The organism is Geomicrobium sp. JCM 19038 (genome assembly GCF_000698125.1).
Classification (GTDB): Bacteria; Bacillota; Bacilli; order Bacillales; family Marinococcaceae; genus Geomicrobium_A.
In genome coordinates this window covers 190,541-206,036 of record NZ_BAXA01000001.1, presented here as the reverse complement: position 1 = coordinate 206,036, position 15,496 = coordinate 190,541, and the positions used below count along the sequence as shown (strand labels likewise).

20 protein-coding genes and 2 pseudogenes are annotated in these 15,496 nt (G+C 41.1%); 6 read left to right on the top strand and 16 right to left on the bottom strand.

Annotated features, from left to right (window positions below):
• Nucleotides 1–23: 23 nt before the first annotated feature.
• The 11 genes and pseudogenes from JCM19038_RS01140 to spoIIIAA form a co-directional block, all read right to left on the bottom strand.
• Nucleotides 24–443, bottom strand: a complete 420-nt coding sequence (locus tag JCM19038_RS01140; RefSeq protein WP_042413639.1) for an Asp23/Gls24 family envelope stress response protein — start codon at nt 441–443, stop codon at nt 24–26.
• Between the two features lie 19 nt (nt 444–462).
• A complete protein-coding gene (locus JCM19038_RS01135) occupies nt 463–831 on the bottom strand; it encodes a hypothetical protein (RefSeq protein ID WP_042413637.1) in 369 nt (122 codons plus the stop codon).
• 147 nt (nt 832–978) lie between these two features.
• Nucleotides 979–1,320 (bottom strand): annotated as a pseudogene (locus JCM19038_RS22550) (SpoIIIAH-like family protein); the annotation flags it as partial.
• 11 nt (nt 1,321–1,331) lie between these two features.
• Entirely contained in the window at nt 1,332–1,634 is a 303-nt protein-coding gene (locus tag JCM19038_RS23225) for a hypothetical protein (protein WP_238554238.1), read from the bottom strand.
• Nucleotides 1,635–1,641: 7 nt separating this feature from the next.
• On the bottom strand, nt 1,642–2,292 hold the full coding sequence (gene spoIIIAG / locus JCM19038_RS01120) for a stage III sporulation protein AG (RefSeq protein WP_042413631.1): 651 nt from the start codon (nt 2,290–2,292) through the stop codon (nt 1,642–1,644).
• The gene (gene spoIIIAF / locus JCM19038_RS20220; RefSeq protein WP_052360901.1) at nt 2,285–2,887 is read right to left on the bottom strand and encodes a stage III sporulation protein AF; all 603 of its coding nucleotides are present in this window, start codon (nt 2,885–2,887) and stop codon (nt 2,285–2,287) included. The genes spoIIIAG and spoIIIAF overlap by 8 nt, the downstream gene beginning before the upstream one ends.
• Before the next feature lie 7 nt (nt 2,888–2,894).
• Nucleotides 2,895–4,134: pseudogene (spoIIIAE, locus tag JCM19038_RS01110) on the bottom strand (stage III sporulation protein AE).
• Between the two features lie 9 nt (nt 4,135–4,143).
• Complete coding sequence (gene spoIIIAD / locus JCM19038_RS01105) at nt 4,144–4,539, bottom strand: stage III sporulation protein AD (protein WP_042359090.1); 396 nt, start codon at nt 4,537–4,539, stop codon at nt 4,144–4,146.
• A gap of 4 nt (nt 4,540–4,543) precedes the next feature.
• A complete protein-coding gene (spoIIIAC, locus tag JCM19038_RS01100) occupies nt 4,544–4,753 on the bottom strand; it encodes a stage III sporulation protein AC (RefSeq protein ID WP_081831515.1) in 210 nt (69 codons plus the stop codon).
• A gap of 18 nt (nt 4,754–4,771) precedes the next feature.
• The gene (gene spoIIIAB / locus JCM19038_RS01095) at nt 4,772–5,284 is read right to left on the bottom strand and encodes a stage III sporulation protein SpoIIIAB (protein WP_238554237.1); all 513 of its coding nucleotides are present in this window, start codon (nt 5,282–5,284) and stop codon (nt 4,772–4,774) included.
• Nucleotides 5,281–6,186 (bottom strand): stage III sporulation protein AA, encoded by a 906-nt coding sequence (gene spoIIIAA, locus JCM19038_RS01090; protein ID WP_152549296.1) that lies wholly within the window; start codon nt 6,184–6,186, stop codon nt 5,281–5,283. Before spoIIIAA ends, spoIIIAB begins: the two co-directional genes overlap by 4 nt.
• Before the next feature lie 340 nt (nt 6,187–6,526).
• On the opposite strand from spoIIIAA, the gene JCM19038_RS01085 reads away from it, so the two are divergent.
• Nucleotides 6,527–6,916, top strand: coding sequence for a universal stress protein (locus JCM19038_RS01085; RefSeq protein ID WP_042413628.1), 390 nt, complete (start codon nt 6,527–6,529; stop codon nt 6,914–6,916).
• A gap of 63 nt (nt 6,917–6,979) precedes the next feature.
• Nucleotides 6,980–7,411, top strand: a complete 432-nt coding sequence (locus tag JCM19038_RS01080; RefSeq protein ID WP_042413625.1) for a universal stress protein — start codon at nt 6,980–6,982, stop codon at nt 7,409–7,411.
• A gap of 192 nt (nt 7,412–7,603) precedes the next feature.
• On the opposite strand, the gene efp is transcribed toward JCM19038_RS01080, so the two are convergent.
• The 3 genes from efp to JCM19038_RS01065 all read right to left on the bottom strand — a co-directional run bounded on the left by efp (nt 7,604) and on the right by JCM19038_RS01065 (nt 9,812).
• A complete protein-coding gene (gene efp, locus JCM19038_RS01075) occupies nt 7,604–8,161 on the bottom strand; it encodes an elongation factor P (RefSeq protein WP_042413621.1) in 558 nt (185 codons plus the stop codon).
• Nucleotides 8,162–8,181: 20 nt separating this feature from the next.
• Nucleotides 8,182–9,252, bottom strand: a complete 1,071-nt coding sequence (locus JCM19038_RS01070) for a Xaa-Pro peptidase family protein (RefSeq protein ID WP_042413619.1) — start codon at nt 9,250–9,252, stop codon at nt 8,182–8,184.
• Between the two features lie 74 nt (nt 9,253–9,326).
• The gene (locus JCM19038_RS01065; RefSeq protein WP_042413616.1) at nt 9,327–9,812 is read right to left on the bottom strand and encodes a YqhR family membrane protein; all 486 of its coding nucleotides are present in this window, start codon (nt 9,810–9,812) and stop codon (nt 9,327–9,329) included.
• A 162-nt stretch (nt 9,813–9,974) separates the two neighbouring features.
• Here JCM19038_RS01065 and JCM19038_RS01060 point away from each other — a divergent pair, with 162 nt between their 5' ends.
• Nucleotides 9,975–10,952, top strand: coding sequence for a DUF1385 domain-containing protein (locus JCM19038_RS01060; RefSeq protein ID WP_042413613.1), 978 nt, complete (start codon nt 9,975–9,977; stop codon nt 10,950–10,952).
• 14 nt (nt 10,953–10,966) lie between these two features.
• Nucleotides 10,967–11,323 (top strand): SA1362 family protein, encoded by a 357-nt coding sequence (locus JCM19038_RS01055; RefSeq protein WP_042413610.1) that lies wholly within the window; start codon nt 10,967–10,969, stop codon nt 11,321–11,323.
• On the opposite strand, the gene JCM19038_RS01050 is transcribed toward JCM19038_RS01055, so the two are convergent.
• The gene (locus tag JCM19038_RS01050) at nt 11,320–12,204 is read right to left on the bottom strand and encodes a patatin-like phospholipase family protein (RefSeq protein WP_042413607.1); all 885 of its coding nucleotides are present in this window, start codon (nt 12,202–12,204) and stop codon (nt 11,320–11,322) included. The two genes, JCM19038_RS01055 and JCM19038_RS01050, sit on opposite strands and share 4 nt — an antisense overlap.
• Nucleotides 12,205–12,361: 157 nt before the next feature.
• Between JCM19038_RS01050 and splB the strand changes: the two genes are divergently transcribed.
• Nucleotides 12,362–13,633, top strand: a complete 1,272-nt coding sequence (splB, locus tag JCM19038_RS01045; RefSeq protein WP_081831514.1) for a spore photoproduct lyase — start codon at nt 12,362–12,364, stop codon at nt 13,631–13,633.
• A gap of 141 nt (nt 13,634–13,774) precedes the next feature.
• Nucleotides 13,775–14,878: a sporulation integral membrane protein YtvI gene (ytvI, locus tag JCM19038_RS01040; RefSeq protein WP_042413603.1), complete on the top strand. Its 1,104-nt coding sequence runs from the start codon at nt 13,775–13,777 to the stop codon at nt 14,876–14,878.
• A gap of 102 nt (nt 14,879–14,980) precedes the next feature.
• Here ytvI and JCM19038_RS01035 read toward each other — a convergent pair whose 3' ends face one another.
• A complete protein-coding gene (locus tag JCM19038_RS01035) occupies nt 14,981–15,493 on the bottom strand; it encodes a phosphoribosyltransferase family protein (RefSeq protein ID WP_307189924.1) in 513 nt (170 codons plus the stop codon).
• Between the last annotated feature and the right edge of the window lie 3 nt (nt 15,494–15,496).

Genomic DNA, 15,496 nt, shown 5'->3' with positions numbered 1-15,496 from the left:
TTACTCCTTTATTTGCGAGCGTATTATTCTGATAGACGCTCGGGTACAAATGCTTCATTCGCTTCTTCTTCTTTCTCAAAGTGAATGCCAACGACATGCACATTGATGCTCTCAAGCGCAATGGCTGTCATCGTCTCAAGCGCTTGCTGAATGTTCTTTTGAACTTTAATTGCAACATCTGGAACAGAAATTCCATAATATGCTACAACGGTAACATCAATCGTTACACCTTCTTCTCCAAGCTCTACTTTTACACCCTTACCGTGCATCTTCTTACCAAAACGCTCGGCAACGTCCGATGCAAAGTTGCCTCTTAACGTTGATACACCTTCAATTTCTGATGCAGCTAATCCGGCAATGACTTCAATAACTTCTGGTGAAATTTCTACCTTGCCTAAATCGTTCTCTTGTTCTTCAAGGTCAAGTAGTTGATATTCATTCATCGTGTCGCCCTCCTAATCATTACTCTTGTTCACTAGACTGTTCTTCAAGCTGTTTCTCTTGCTCTTCACGCAAACGGTCCATTCGATAATGTCTGAACACTGGGTATTCCGAGAGATTGTCTGGAATCTTCTTCGTTTCAAGTAAAATGATCTTCACGATGTTTTTGTTTCTTGCCATATGATAACTCTCATCATATTCGTTTTCTTTTGTATATCGCTTTAAGCTATCATAATCTTCTTCTTGAATCGAAACAGGGTGAGGGTTTTCCTCTGTTGCCTCTTCCACATAACCAACTTCAAATTCTACGATTTGAATGTTGTCGTTTTTTAAATTTCGTGTTTGTTCTAGTATTGACTTTGCACCTTCTGTTAAGTCGTTCCATTCCATGAAGTGCCATCTCCTAACTTCTAACCATTACAAGGGTTTGTCATCAGTTGATTATATCACGATAGATGAGCGATTTCACCTGTTAGGGAAAAACGATCACAAGAAAAGGGAATCATCGATCATTGATCGAATGATTCCCCTTTTCTATTATTGATTCATATGGTAAGAAACTGCTACAGAACGATTACCGATTTGCTCTTGTGCAATGCGATTAATTTCTACAACTTCAGCTTTAGAAAGTTCTTCTGTTTGAACAAAAACTTTCACTTCCTCCGTGTCACTCATTACGAGTACATCTTCATATCCTTGTGCTGCAATGCGTTGTTCAAGGTTTGATTCTTGCTCGCTAATTTTTTGAAGCGCTTCGTTTTGTTCATGAGCACTATTTTTTTGCTCAGTAGTCGTGTCACTTGAAGCAATGGTATTCGTATTCGCTTCACGTGCTTCGCTACGCGCTTCTTCACGTTCGATTCGTAAAGCACTAAACGTTTCACTTCCATCTAATCCTGCCGCAACATCGACACTGTCCGTTTCTTCGTTTCCTTCTTCATTTCCTTCATCGTCAGCTGCTCATCTTCATTTACACCTTCGATTTCACCATTCCACTCTTCAACGACGACAGCTTGATCTGGGTTTTCTTCTAAATATTGCTCCCAAAGTTCACCTTCGAAATCCTCTAACGATTGATTATCGTTAATCAGTGACGCTTCTTGCGTCGTTGGGCTTTGTGGCCCAAAGAAGTAAACTCCTAGCACTGCAACTAAACTTAACATCGTTAACAACCAAACTGTTTGTTTTTTCAAAACCAAATCACTCATCCTTTCCAAGTTGTTTAGGCATTACAGATACGCGGTGAGCAGGAACGTCTAACGTTCTTGTAACCGCCTCTATTACCCATTCTTTTCTTTGCATGCTCTCAACCCCGTTAGCAACGACTAGAACTCCAGTAACATCTGGCTTATCTACACGGATCAGAAGCGGTTCTTCACTTCCCCCTTGTTGAACGAGAACGAGCGTTTCTTCTTCTGTTCCTTCATCAAGCGTACGGTTTCCACCTTCTGTATCTGCTTCATCCGTCGTTTGTTGACGGATGCTGCGATCCTTCTCATACACTTTGCTCTCGGTTTCTTTCACATTAACGACGACGTCTACGTTTGAGATTCCGTCAATGGTTTCTAGTGCTTGTTGCAACTGTTCCCCATAAGCTTGTTCAATGAGTTGAAATTCGGTCGCAGCATTCGCTGACGGTTTGGATTGTTCAGTATTTTTTGCAACCGGTTCATTTTGAACTTCATCACTTTGCATCATTCCATCATCTTCATCGTCACCACTTGTCCCGATCATCATAAGCAATAGCCCAAGAACGATAAGTCCTACGATGTAATACCACCGGATTTTTTTCGGGCCATTTGATGATTGGCTGAGCAATTCTTTGAATTTTGAAGTGTCCTTATTAGCCATTCAGCCCCTCCTCCTCAAGGCTGATTTGTATCATTTGCTCATCAACCTCCCAAATTTCTGCAAGGCGAGCACGCACTTCGCTTAGTATTGAATCCTCATCTACTGTCTCTTCTACAGTTTCATGCGCATTGACTGTTACTTCTTTTACCGGTTCGATTGCTGCAACGGACGCATTTCTTTGGTCATCCGCATCACTTACTAAGACGTTGATCCCTCCTTCATGTACAGAAATTGCGCGAAAGGACAGGTCGAACTCTCCTTCAAGTTCTGCTTGTGCTTCACTGCTAAGACGAGCAGCTACTTGTTCTGAGATATATGCATCATGTGCGGCTTGTATTTCTCTTTTCTCTTGATTTATTTTATTTTCCATTTCAGTTGCTCCTTCGTAAAATGAAAATCCATTTAAATCAAACCACTCTGAAGGGTCTGTATGAACGAGGTCAAAGACCGGTTGCAAAAGAAGTACGATCATCATAAGACCAAGAACAAGGTCCGCATAACGCTTCATCGTTGACGTTGGTAATAGCAATTCCAAAATAATTGCTAACAATAAAAATACGATGAGTGTTGTTACCCAATCATGAAAATATTCCATTTTCGTATCACCTCACCATCAACGCTAAATTGCCTGATGATATTATGATCGTTACAGCTAAGAAAAACATTAAACAGACGACCGAAACGGCAGCAAACATGAACATGACCGTTTTCGCAAACAAACTCATCACTGACCCTAGCGCACCTCCGCCAAGTGGTTGCATGATCGCGCTCGTAATTTGAAACGTAATCGCAAGGCTAAAATCTTCAGCGCCGGAAAAACAGTAATAACGAACAAAATCGCAAGACCAGCTAGTCCAATAGTATTTTTTAGTAAGAGCGATGCACCAATGACGGTGTCCGTAGCATCGGTAAACATCCGCCTACAACGGGCACGAAATTACCGGCAATGTACTTTGCAGTACGAAGTGTCACCCCATCATGAACCGCTGATGTTGCACCTTGAACAGAAATCGTTGCTAAAAAGATCGTCAGGAACGCACCGAGTGTTCCCATTGCAACATTTCGAATGAGTGTAGCAAGTCTCGTTAATTGAAACTTCTCACTCATACTACTGACGACGCTAACGATTGCGGAAACAAACAACAATGGCAATACAAACCGTTCAATTAAAAGACCACTCGTATTAACAAGAACGATAATTAGCGGATGAAAGAGCGCTGCTGATGTAGCCGCTCCAGTCATCGCTAAAAGCGCGAGTACCATCGGCAACAGTGAGATCATAAAGTGAACCATGTTTGCAACCGCTTCTTGCGCATAACTCATTGCAATATAAAAACTGTTCATGCTAATAACGATGAGCACAGTAAACGTTACGCCGTAAGCAACTTTACTAACCGCGTCATGCTCAAAGGCATTTTGCAACGCTCGTAACACCATGCTAAATACAGCTAATAAAATGAGCGTACCGAGTAGTGCAATGTTTGCGGTAAGTTCATGGAACAAGTAGCTGAGCAACGCTTTTAACCAGTCCATCGGATTAAATGTATGCTCGCCTTGAAGAAATTCTGTAAATGGTGCTTTTTGGCTTTCTGGAAGAAATGACTCGTAATCACGTCGAATGTCTTCCCAAAACGTTTCTATTTCCGAAAATCCGAGACGATCGAGTTGCTCGTCCATTTGTTCAGTAATCTCATCTCTCGCTTCTACTTGATGCTCCTCTTCCGTATAGGTTGACGAGTCATTTGGAAACGTCAGTGAATCGTCTTCTGCAAAGCTCGTGGTTGGAAAAAGAAAAAAGACGGTTGTGGCAACGAGTAGTGTGATGAATCGTTTCACTTGCATCACTCTTTCTTACCCTGGAATTAAGGAAATCACCGTTTCAATGAGCACATTAAAAATCGGGATGGCCATGACGACGATTAGCACCTTTCCGGCAAGTTCAATTTTTTGGGCAATCGCTCCTTGATCAGCGTCTCTTGCAATCTGTGCACCGAACTCGGCAATGTAAGCAATCCCGATAATTTTTAACATCGTTTGCAAATAAACCATATTGATGTTTGCATGCGTTGCTAACGTTTCAACGAGTTGGAATGCCATGACAATATGATCCAACAGAAACAAGAAAATCATTGCGCCAACAAAGAGCGTCAATAAAAAAGCGAAAGCTGGCTTTTGCTCTTTTAAAATCATTGCTAAAAACGCAGAGATTAGGCCAAAGCCAACGATCTGAATCATGTCTATAGACATAAAATTACGACCCTATAAATAAAAAGACACTTCTGATTTTTGTAAATAAATCATCGACGATTGTCGCGACCATATACAAAACGACAATAAACCCGATTAACGTCACCCAATGTGCCCAATCTTCTTTGCCCATCTGCTTTAAAACGGTGTGAATCATCGCAACGACGATCCCAATTCCAGCAATCTGGAATATTGTATCCACATCGTATCCCACCGCGATCCCTCCTTTTGCCTAGATCATGACGATAATTGCAAGCAAGCCTCCTAAAAACCCGAGAGACTTCGCCATGCGCTCATATCTTAGTTGCTCTTCTCGTGCATTTATTTCTTCAGCCCGTAAATGTGTAAGTGTTAATTGAATGTATTTTTGTTGCTCATAACGGCCATGCTGGCCGAGCGTTTGACCAAATTGCAGGAGCGCTTCTTTTTCTTTTATTTTCATGGCTGTTTTATCCCAATTGATTGCTATGCTTTCTTGCCAAGCACTTTGAACGTCATGATTTCCTTCTTTTAATCGGGTTCCAAAGTCTTTAAAAAACTGCGAAAGTGGACTTGAAACGGTTGAGGATATCCGATTAGCAACATGAATGAGCGGTGTGTGACCGTACATGACTTCTGCCTCAAAATGTTGCAATGCAGTCGTTAATTCACGAATTTGCTTCGATCGTTGTGACAAGCGTCTTGCCCATTCAAATCCAATCGTAGTCATGCCTACTAACAAAATGATGGCGCCGATCCACCTCACAACTTGCCTCTTTTCTTATACACAAAGTGACCTTCCTTTTTATCGTTGAGCAAAAGGATTCCTTCAAACGTATCTGAATTGATTATCCCTCTCGCTTCTAAGTCATTCATCGATTTTGCATGTGCACTACAAAGAACAGCAACACCTGCGCTCGCAGCTTCCTCAATTGCCCTTATATCAGCTTCACTTCCTACCTCATCAACGATGATGACGTTCGGACTCATCGAGCGTATAAGCATCATCATTCCTTCTGCTTTCGGACAACGATCCAGTACATCCGTGCGTTTGCCAACATCATGTTGCGGTGTACCTTCAAATGAAGCGGCAATTTCACTTCGTTCATCAACGATCGCAACCTTCTGCGGCGGAATGTTAAGACGCTCATATCCATTGCTCATTATTTTTGCAAGGTCACGAAGAATCGTCGTTTTCCCAGATTGAGGAGGACCTGCAATAATTGATGTTTTCCACCTGCCTTCATATAGGCCTTGAAGATATGGGACACTAACCTTTTCCAGCGCTCGACTAATTCGAATGTTAAATGTGCGAATATGTTTAATTGTCTTTACAACGCCTTTCTCCACAACCGCTTCTCCAGCAATCCCAACTCTGTGCCCGCCTCGTAACGTTAAAAAGCCATGACGCAATTCTTCTTCGAATGCGTAAATGGAATGTTGACTTAATTGATTTAAAACAAATGTCGCATCCGCTTCATTGAATAACGTATTCCTCAAAAAAAAGCTTTCTCCAGCCAACACGACCTCAATTGATTGATTTGGACGGAGGCGAATCTCTTGAACGAAATGGTTCATGAGTACAGATGTTAATTCTTGGTGATACTGGTATGGAAGCAAGGCGACGATGTTTTTAATGGACTGTAATTCTAAGCTTTGCTTAATCATGAGTGACACCAATCTTCAACTCCGTTTCAAAAGGAACATTCATTTTTTGTGCTGAAACATCACAATAGTGAATAAACCCTTTAATAAGCTCGTTAACATGATTTCAAAAATGGATCTTGCTTGTACACTTTATTCGTACAACTCGTAAATAGAACTAAGATGACGAGTATTCAAACACCATTTTTAAGTAACCTTGTCGAAGTCCGTCGTCAAATCCATGCAAATCGAGTGAAAGCGGATAAGAAGCGTTGACGCGCGTGTATGGCGGTGTTAGCTTAAAAGCAAGTTAGTATATTCCAGTCGTTGTCGCGCTTAGTTATTTTGAAAGGAGCGCTAATTCATGGCGTATCAGAACATTTTAGTTTGCCTAGATAGTGAAAATGAACCGACCTTTCATGCTTACAATGAAGCGATCTCATTTGCGAAAAATGAATCTGCGACACTTTATTTATGTAGCATCATTAATACGAAAGCTTATGGTGCAATGTCTCGGTACGATAAAAACCTCGTACCACAAGTTAAGCAAATGGCAACAGACTATTTATCACACCTTCACCAAAAAGCAACAACAGCCGGTGTCAACGCTAAACTAATTGTTGATACAGGACTTCCTGTACAGAAAATTGTTAAATCTGTCGTGCCTCGTTACAACATTGATTTAATTATTCATGGAGCCACCGGGGGCAATAAAATTGAAAAAGCGTTAGAAGGCAGCATTTCAAAAGGCTGATTAAAAAAAGCCAAGTCGATTGTTTAGTCGTAAAGCCTAGAGACATTAAAGCAGGTGTGAAATATGCCTAATCTACCGCTCATCATTTACGTTGATTATGGTAATCATTCCTTTGCTGCTGTCAAAAAAGGTGCAACAATCGCAAAGCAACGAAACAAAGACGTAATCCTCGCCCACTCAATTGATCAACGCAAAGATTCAGTCACAGATCGAAATGACATTCAATCAAAACAACAATTAATACAACAGCGAACCGCTTGGTTAAATGATTACAAAGCTTATCTTCTCGATGAAGGGATTGAAGTCATTAACATTGACCTAACCTTCGACAAACCGTCAAAACGCATTAACGAATTGAATGCCGATTTGATCGTCGCTGTCAAAACCGATCGCTGGGGAATCGTGAAACATTATTCACACGATCTATTTCAAAACCCTCCCTACACGTTGCTTGGTGTCCACGTAAACCAATCATCAAATAATAAACTGGCGTAACGAAAGACCCTCTATAAAAAAACGGATGTCCAGATTCCATGTAAAAAGAATCTAGACATCCGCTTTTTGTGAAAGGTAGAGAACGTTAAGAATTAGTATGCGCCTATATATAACGACTCTTGTCCCTTCATGTGGTTTATTGCAACAAAAAAAGCACTTTAAACAGAAACGTTTAAAGTGCTTTTTGCTTTACTATGCGCGGGAAACGTATTCCCCTTTACGTGTATCAACAACAAGAACGTCACCTTCGTTAACAAAGAACGGCACGTTTACACGGAATCCAGTTTCAAGGGTTGCTGGCTTGTGACCACCTGAAGCTGTATCCCCTTTAATTCCTGGATCTGTTTCAGTTACCGTTAGCTCTACAGAGTTAGGTAGCTCAACCCCAAGTGTTTCTGAGCCGTATTGCGTAATGTGAACTTCCATATTTTCTTTCAAGAAGTTTAGTTCATACTTAATTTGTTCCGTTTGCAACTCAATTTGCTCAAATGACTCCATGTTCATAAAAGAATGCTCATCTCCATTTGAGTAGAGGTATTGCATCTTATCACGGTCGATATGAGCTTTATTTACTTTTTCCCCACCGCGGAATGTTTTCTCTGCGATGTTACCAGTACGTAAATTCTTTAATTTTGAACGAACAAAAGCAGCGCCTTTACCTGGTTTTACATGTTGGAATTCTAACACTGAAAATAAATCGTTATCTACTTCGATCGTAAGACCTGTTTTAAAATCGTTTACTGAAATCATCTTCGTATATCCACCTTTTTCTAGTTTTGCCCAGCATACTTAAGCGTTTTATCAGACGTCGTTAAACGCTCATTCCCGGTTTCTGTAATGACGATGTCATCTTCAATCCGTACGCCACCGATCCCTGGTAAATAAACCCCAGGTTCAACGGTTACGACCATTCCTGGTTGCAATACGACGTTACCTTTCGGAGAAAGTCTCGGTTCTTCATGAACTTCAATGCCAAGCCCGTGCCCTAAACCGTGACCGAACTTGCCTTCATACCCTTGTTCATAAATGTACGAACGACAAATATCGTCTGCTTCTTGCCCTGTCATTCCAGGTTTAATTTGCTCTACACCTTTTAACTGTGCTTGTAACACCGTGTCAAAGACCTTTTTCATTTGTTCACTAGGTTCTCCGACAGCGAGAGTACGTGTAATGTCTGAGCAATACCCTTCATAAATTGCACCAAAATCAAGAGTAACAAGTTCACCTTCTTCGATGACTTTGTCACTTGCAACACCGTGAGGCAATGCACCTCGTGCTCCTGAAGCAACGATCATATCAAACGATGATCCATCAGCACCAAGTTGTCGCATTTTAAACTCTAGCTCATCACGAACTTCTTTTTCTCGCATTCCAGGCTTTATGTAATTTAAAATGTGCGTGTAAGCTTCATCTGCAATAGCTGCAGCCTTCTTCATCGTCACAATTTCTTCTTCGTCTTTGAACTGACGCAATGATTCCACAACCCCACTTAAAGGAACCAGTGGAATCGAATATTCGTGCTTATACAACTCATACTTCTCAAAGGTTGTATACGATTTCTCAAAGCCGACTGCCTTCACGTTATGCTTCTTTACAAGTTCTTGTATTTCCGTAGCAACCGAACCTTTGTGCTCAACAATCGTGTAACCAACACATTGACTCGTTGCTTGTTCGACGTAACGAAAATCGGTAATAAAATATGATTCACTTTCCGTTAAAAAAACGACCCCTGCACTCCCAGTAAAATGCGAAAGGTATCTACGATTGGCCTCGCTCTCAACGATAAACGCATCGATGCCTAATGATTGAAACTGTTTTCTAACATTGTCAACTCGTTTCATTCGCTTTCGTTCCTCCTCGCAAAACTTACGATTACATCACCTCTATCTTAGCACATGTTTAGGAAATCTAGCCATTATGTTCCTCCGTATTTTTGCAACTCTTCTTCATAAGCAATGGAATAGCCGACAAATAGACCGTAACTAATAAACAAACAAATGGTACTCGTAATTGTAATATTACTTAACTCTTGCACTGAATCTAACCCGACAAATAACGGATTAGCAATGTAAAAAATCAGCACCCATAGTACGGCTCCAAAGCCAATTCCCATCCACATGCTACTAATCTTCGCAAGACTATAACGATAAAGAAAGGCGATTGCAATCGAGCTAATCGTAATCATAAGAATAGCAAGCCACTGACCTGTTTTCTCTTCTGTCCAATCTCCGAGTGACCATGCCATCCAAAATAAATTCGGACCGACATCTGTAAAATTAAAAAAATAAGCCCCGTACCAAATACAACTCCACAAAAGACCTCCTACTGCTCCAATTAAGAGAACCTTTACGCTATACGGCAAATCTTTCGTATCTGTTTTTTGATTTTGTTTTGTTGGCATTATTTACTCACCTCATTGATCCATAGTATGGTACAAATGAGGTGTGCTCATTCTCTTCACAGTAGATTTTCTCTCTTTTAAAACTGTGTCGTGGAGGTGAGTTGCATCTTGTTGTAGAATAGAAACCATAGCAAACCAAAGAGTTGAAAGATAGGTGCCAACATGAGCGAAGAACAAAAGCACGAACAAACGTCTCCTTCTAAAGAAAAGCCCGCCTATGGTGGTCAAGCACTGATTGAAGGGGTAATGTTTGCAGGTAAAGAAACAACCGTTTCAGCTATACGGCGAAACACCGGTGATATCGAATACTTCGAAAACGTACGAAAGCCAATGCCTACACTTCAGAAGCTAAAGAAAATTCCTTTCGTTCGAGGAACAGTCGCTCTAATAGAAGCGGCAGCGATGGGAAGTAAACATATGAACTTTGCCTCTGATCGTTATGATGTTCATCCCGATGATGATGAGAATATCGTTACTGAGGAGCAGCGTTCTAAGATCGTCAGCTTTATAGGTGTCGCTGCCATGGCAGTGTTTGCATTTTTAATCGGAACTGTCATCTTTACGCTCGTCCCAGTCTTTTTAGCTGAGCTCTTATCCGGGCCATTCCCCGGTCACGTCGCTCAGAACCTACTTGAAGGTCTATTTAAGACCATTATTCTCGTCGGGTACATTTATTTGATTTCATTAACCCCACTCATTAAACGAGTATTTCAATATCACGGTGCCGAACATAAAGTGATCAACACGTATGAATCGAATAAACCATTGACGGTCGAAAATGTACAAGAACACTCTCGCTTGCATTACCGTTGTGGTAGTAGCTTTATGCTATTTACCGTCATTATCGGTGTGATGATTTATTTGCTCGTACCATTTGATAATTTGTTCGAGCGAATTGTACATCGTTTGTTACTTATTCCAGTCGTTCTCGGTGTTTCTTATGAAGTATTGCAGTTTACGAACAAGTTACGAGACATCCCTGTGTTAAAATGGCTCGGACTCCCTGGTTTATGGTTGCAACTTCTCACAACGAAACAACCGAAAGACGACCAAGTTGAAGTATCAATTGCTTCTTTTGAAAAACTGCTCGAACGCGATGAGCAACTAAAGGCAGAAAAAGCCGGCAGTAACATCGTTTAAAAGGAGATGAGCGTTTGCAGTCGTTTCTAAAAAACCCTTTCGTTTTGATTATTAGCTTCCTTGCAGTGATTGGACTCGGTTCTCAACTGATCTTCAATCCATCTGGGCTGCTCTTAATGCTCGTCATCACTGCTGTAATCGGGGTCATTCTCTATTTCGTTCTCACTCGCTTTATTCTTCCACGCGTTCAAGGTCAACGGGTGGACCCGAATTACAAGCGTGCACTCAAACAAGACAAACAACGACGAAAAACAAACAATAAAAATCCCGATGCGGTTAGTGTAAAGAAAAGGCGAAATCCGACCCACTTAAAGGTCGTTAATGGCAAGAAAAAAATGCGCGACGATAATTTTCGTCAGCGCATTTTTTAGCGACTCCACGTTTTCAAATACTGTTTTGTCGTCTCATAACCGAGGGAAACTAACTTTTCTCGATCTTCATCTGTTAAAGAAAAACTCGTCGTTCTTACTGTTTCAATCGGAATAAACACGACGTTGTTTTCATGCACAGAATCAATATATTTAGAATCGTGGCTTTTTTGCATCGTCTCAAAAATCGAACCGTACAACTCAAGCGCATTTGTAATCGAGTTTTTATCATGATCCGCCGGTTCTGGATTTAATTGAAAACCGAGTAATGGTCGCTTTGAACGATGCTTTCGAAATAACCACATCGGAAAATTACTTAAAATCCCACCATCAACGACTAAAGATGACGCTCCACCTTTATCGAACAAGCGAACAGGCTGGAAGAAAAATGGTAAACTACAACTCATTCGTACCGCACGAGCGACCGGGAACGAGTCTGGAATGATTCCATAATGCTCAAGGTCATCTGGTAAAACGAGCATTCGGCTCTTTGAAATATCTGCTGCCACAACTCTTAGTTGATCATTTGGCAAATCACCAAACGTTCGAACTCCTTTTGCCTCAAGCTTATTCGCTAACCACTCTTCTAATTTATTGCCTTTATATAATCCAAGCCCAAAGTAGACGCCAACCCATTTGAGTAAATGTGGAAATGTTTTCGCCCAAGCTGTAGGATCGAGGAACATCTTGAGTTCAACTTCATCGAACATCTCGCGAATTTCCTTGCTCGTATATCCTGCAGCCATTAAGCTCCCCATAATGGCTCCTGCACTCGTACCTGCGATTCTAGAAAACGTAAAGTTCTTTTCTTCCATCGCCTGCAATGCGCCAATGAAGGCAAAGGCTTTTACACCACCACCTGCAAAGACACCGTCAATCAGCATTGAAACACCAACTCCCCACACCTACACACTATGCGCACAAAGAAGAAGTTGCGTGTTGTCCTTATAGGAAATGTAAGGATTGATCGCCAGTTCACTCCTAGCGTACGACATAAAAGATACGCACAAATTAGGTAAAGAGAAAGGAGGAGAGCGTCTGATGGACTACAAAGCAGGTGAAACGCTTTATGTAATTCACCGTAATCCCCACACGCAAGACGTTGCAAACATCCGTGAAGCTACCGTCGTAAACGACCCACATGACCCTCTTTCACAAACCATTTATTTAATGGACGAGTTTTATCCGATCACTGAAGAACTTGCGGTTTTCAATAGTTATGAAGAGGCAGAAGAAGCATATTCTTATTACTTTGGCACCGACAGAACCGATGTAGGGGGGAACACCATGAAACCATTTATGCCTGAGCGAATATATATAGAACCGAAAGCTTTTGACTACCCATTAGGCAAGAAACTCTATGATTATTTCAAAGAATTAGGAACTGAAATACATGAGACTACGTCACACAACCAAATCCGCAATTTGCCTGGTGACAATCATTTTCAAAAATATCGAAACGCAAAATCAACACTCGTCGTTGGCGTTCGAAAAACATTAAAGTTTGATACGTCTAAACCGTCGGCTGAATATGCGATCCCTTTAGCTACTGGATGTATGGGTCATTGCCATTATTGTTATTTGCAAACGACGATGGGAAGTAAGCCGTACATTCGAACGTATGTGAACACAGAAGAAATCTTACAACAAGCGGACGACTATATGTTAGAAAGAGCGCCTGAACAGACAAGATTTGAAGCATCTTGTACGTCAGATATTGTCGGCATTGATCATATTACTCACTCTCTTAAGCACGCAATTGAACATATGGCCAAAAGTGAATTAGGAAAGCTTCGCTTCGTTACGAAATTTGAACATGTTGATCATTTATTAGATGCAGATCATCGAGGCAAAACACGATTTCGCTTCAGTGTGAATGCCGACTTTGTTATAAAGTACTTCGAACCTGGAACATCAACGCTTGATAAACGGATTGAAGCCGCCGCTAAAGTTCAAGAGGCAGGCTATCCACTCGGTTTCATCGTCGCTCCGATTTATGTACATGACGGTTGGGAAGAAGGCTATGAGACCTTATTTAAAAAGCTATCCAATCAACTTCCGAGTAATGGACGCGACAACATTACCTTTGAATTCATTCAACACCGGTTTACACAACCTGCCAAACGCGTCATCGAGAAAAACTATCCGATGACAAAATTAGAACTTGATGAAACGAAACGCCGAAAAAAATGGGGTCGCTACGGAATTCACAAATACGTGTACGAAAAAGATCAAGAAGAAGTGATGAAAGATACGCTATATCGCTACGTAGACCATTATTTTCCCAACTCCAAAATTGAATACTTTACGTAAGCAACAAACGAAAAGTTTGTTGCTTTTCTACGTTTATGTAAAAAAACTTCCGATTCCATTTTACATCCTAAAATTTGCCGTATAATATAGAGATAAGGATTTTTGCATTATAGCGCTTCAACGAAGCGAAGGAGGCACCTGTTGTTAACTAAAACGTTAGTCAAACGGATTTTAATCATTATTGCCCTGATCTTGATTGGGCTATTTGTTTATTACAATTTTTCGGCATTTATGCCGCTGCTATTAGCGTTATTAACTGCCATGATTTTTGAACCTTTTGTTCGTTTCTTTAAAAAGCAGTTAAAAACTGAAAAGCGCCTTCTGCCTGTTACAATTGTATTTTTGTTATTTGTAGCCATTAGTGCAATCGGGCTGTACTTTGCAGTGACAAGTCTAATGAGAAGTATTGTAAGTTGGTCACAACAACTCCCACAATACGCACTTGAACTGCAACGGTTTGCGAACGACTTGATTATTCAATTTAATCAATTGTTGAGAGATTTACCACAAGGGTATCAAATCGCCCGTGAACTTGAGCGTCTTTCAGAAGATGCGATTGATTTCGCGCTCAGCATTACAACCAATCTTGTCGGGCTACTCGGTTCGTTTTTGTCTGCGATTCCAAATATGCTCTTCGTAGTGCTTATTTACTTAATTACGTTGTTTCTATTTAGTTTGGATTTACCTCGACTTCTTGGGAATTTCTTTAACTTCTTCAAAACGGAAACATCCGAGAAATTACGATTCGTCTTTCACCGGATGGGTCGAGTATTCTTAGGCTGGTGGAAAGCGCAATTTATTCTTAGCTTAGGAGTCTTTATTCTCACGTACATAAGTCTTCTTTACATATCACCAGGCTCTGCTTTTATACTCTCACTCATCATTTGGGTCGTAGACATTATTCCACTTTACGTAGGCCCCGCCCTCGTACTCGTCCCATGGGGATTGTTAGCGATGATCTTAGGTGATGTCACGATGGGGATTCAACTGAACATTTTAGCGCTCGTTCTCCTCATCATTCGTCGTATTTTAGAACCTAAAGTACTCGGAGACTCAATTGGCATGAATGCTTTGCCGACCGTATTATCAATGTACTTCGGTTTTGTATTCTTTGGTGTAATGGGATTAATCTTAGGTCCATTTGTTTATATGGCAATCTTAAGTGCGAAAGAAGCAGGACTTTTTCAAATCAACTTGAAAGAGGACCAACCAAAAGAAGAACCAACACCTGCACAAAAAGAATAAAAAAAGCCGATTTAGCATCGTTTGCCCAAAAATTGTTTTTACGAACTTTTGGAGCAAACCGCTAAATCGGCTTTTTTTCAATTGGAAACAAAGGAAGTTCTTCTAGATAAATGAGATCTTGTTGATCATTTGCACTGCCTTCTGCAAGTACAGCGGTTTTGGCAACGACGTTGCCCCCTGCCTTTCAACGAGTTCTTGCAGTGCCGCAATCGATTCACCTGTTGATACAACATCGTCTACGAGCACAATCCGCCTGTTTTTAAGCTTTTGAGCATCTCGTTCATCCAATACGAGTGTCTGCTCTACATCGGTCGTAATGGATTTTACCGTTAGTACGAGTGGCTCGCTCATGTAAGGCTTCACTGTTTTACGTGCAACAACATACTGATCTTGATTCAACAAACTCGAGAGTTCTTGAGCCAACGGAATGCCTTTGGCTTCTGCCGTAACTAAAACATCAGCTTCTGGCAATTGATCGACGAGCGCCTTTGCTGTTGCTTTAGTGAGCGCTGTATCTCCAAGCATCACGAAACTGGCAATCGCTGTATGTTCTGAGATCGGGACGATCGGCAGGTGCCTCGTCACGCCGGCTACGATCATCGTGTAAGTCTGCACCTC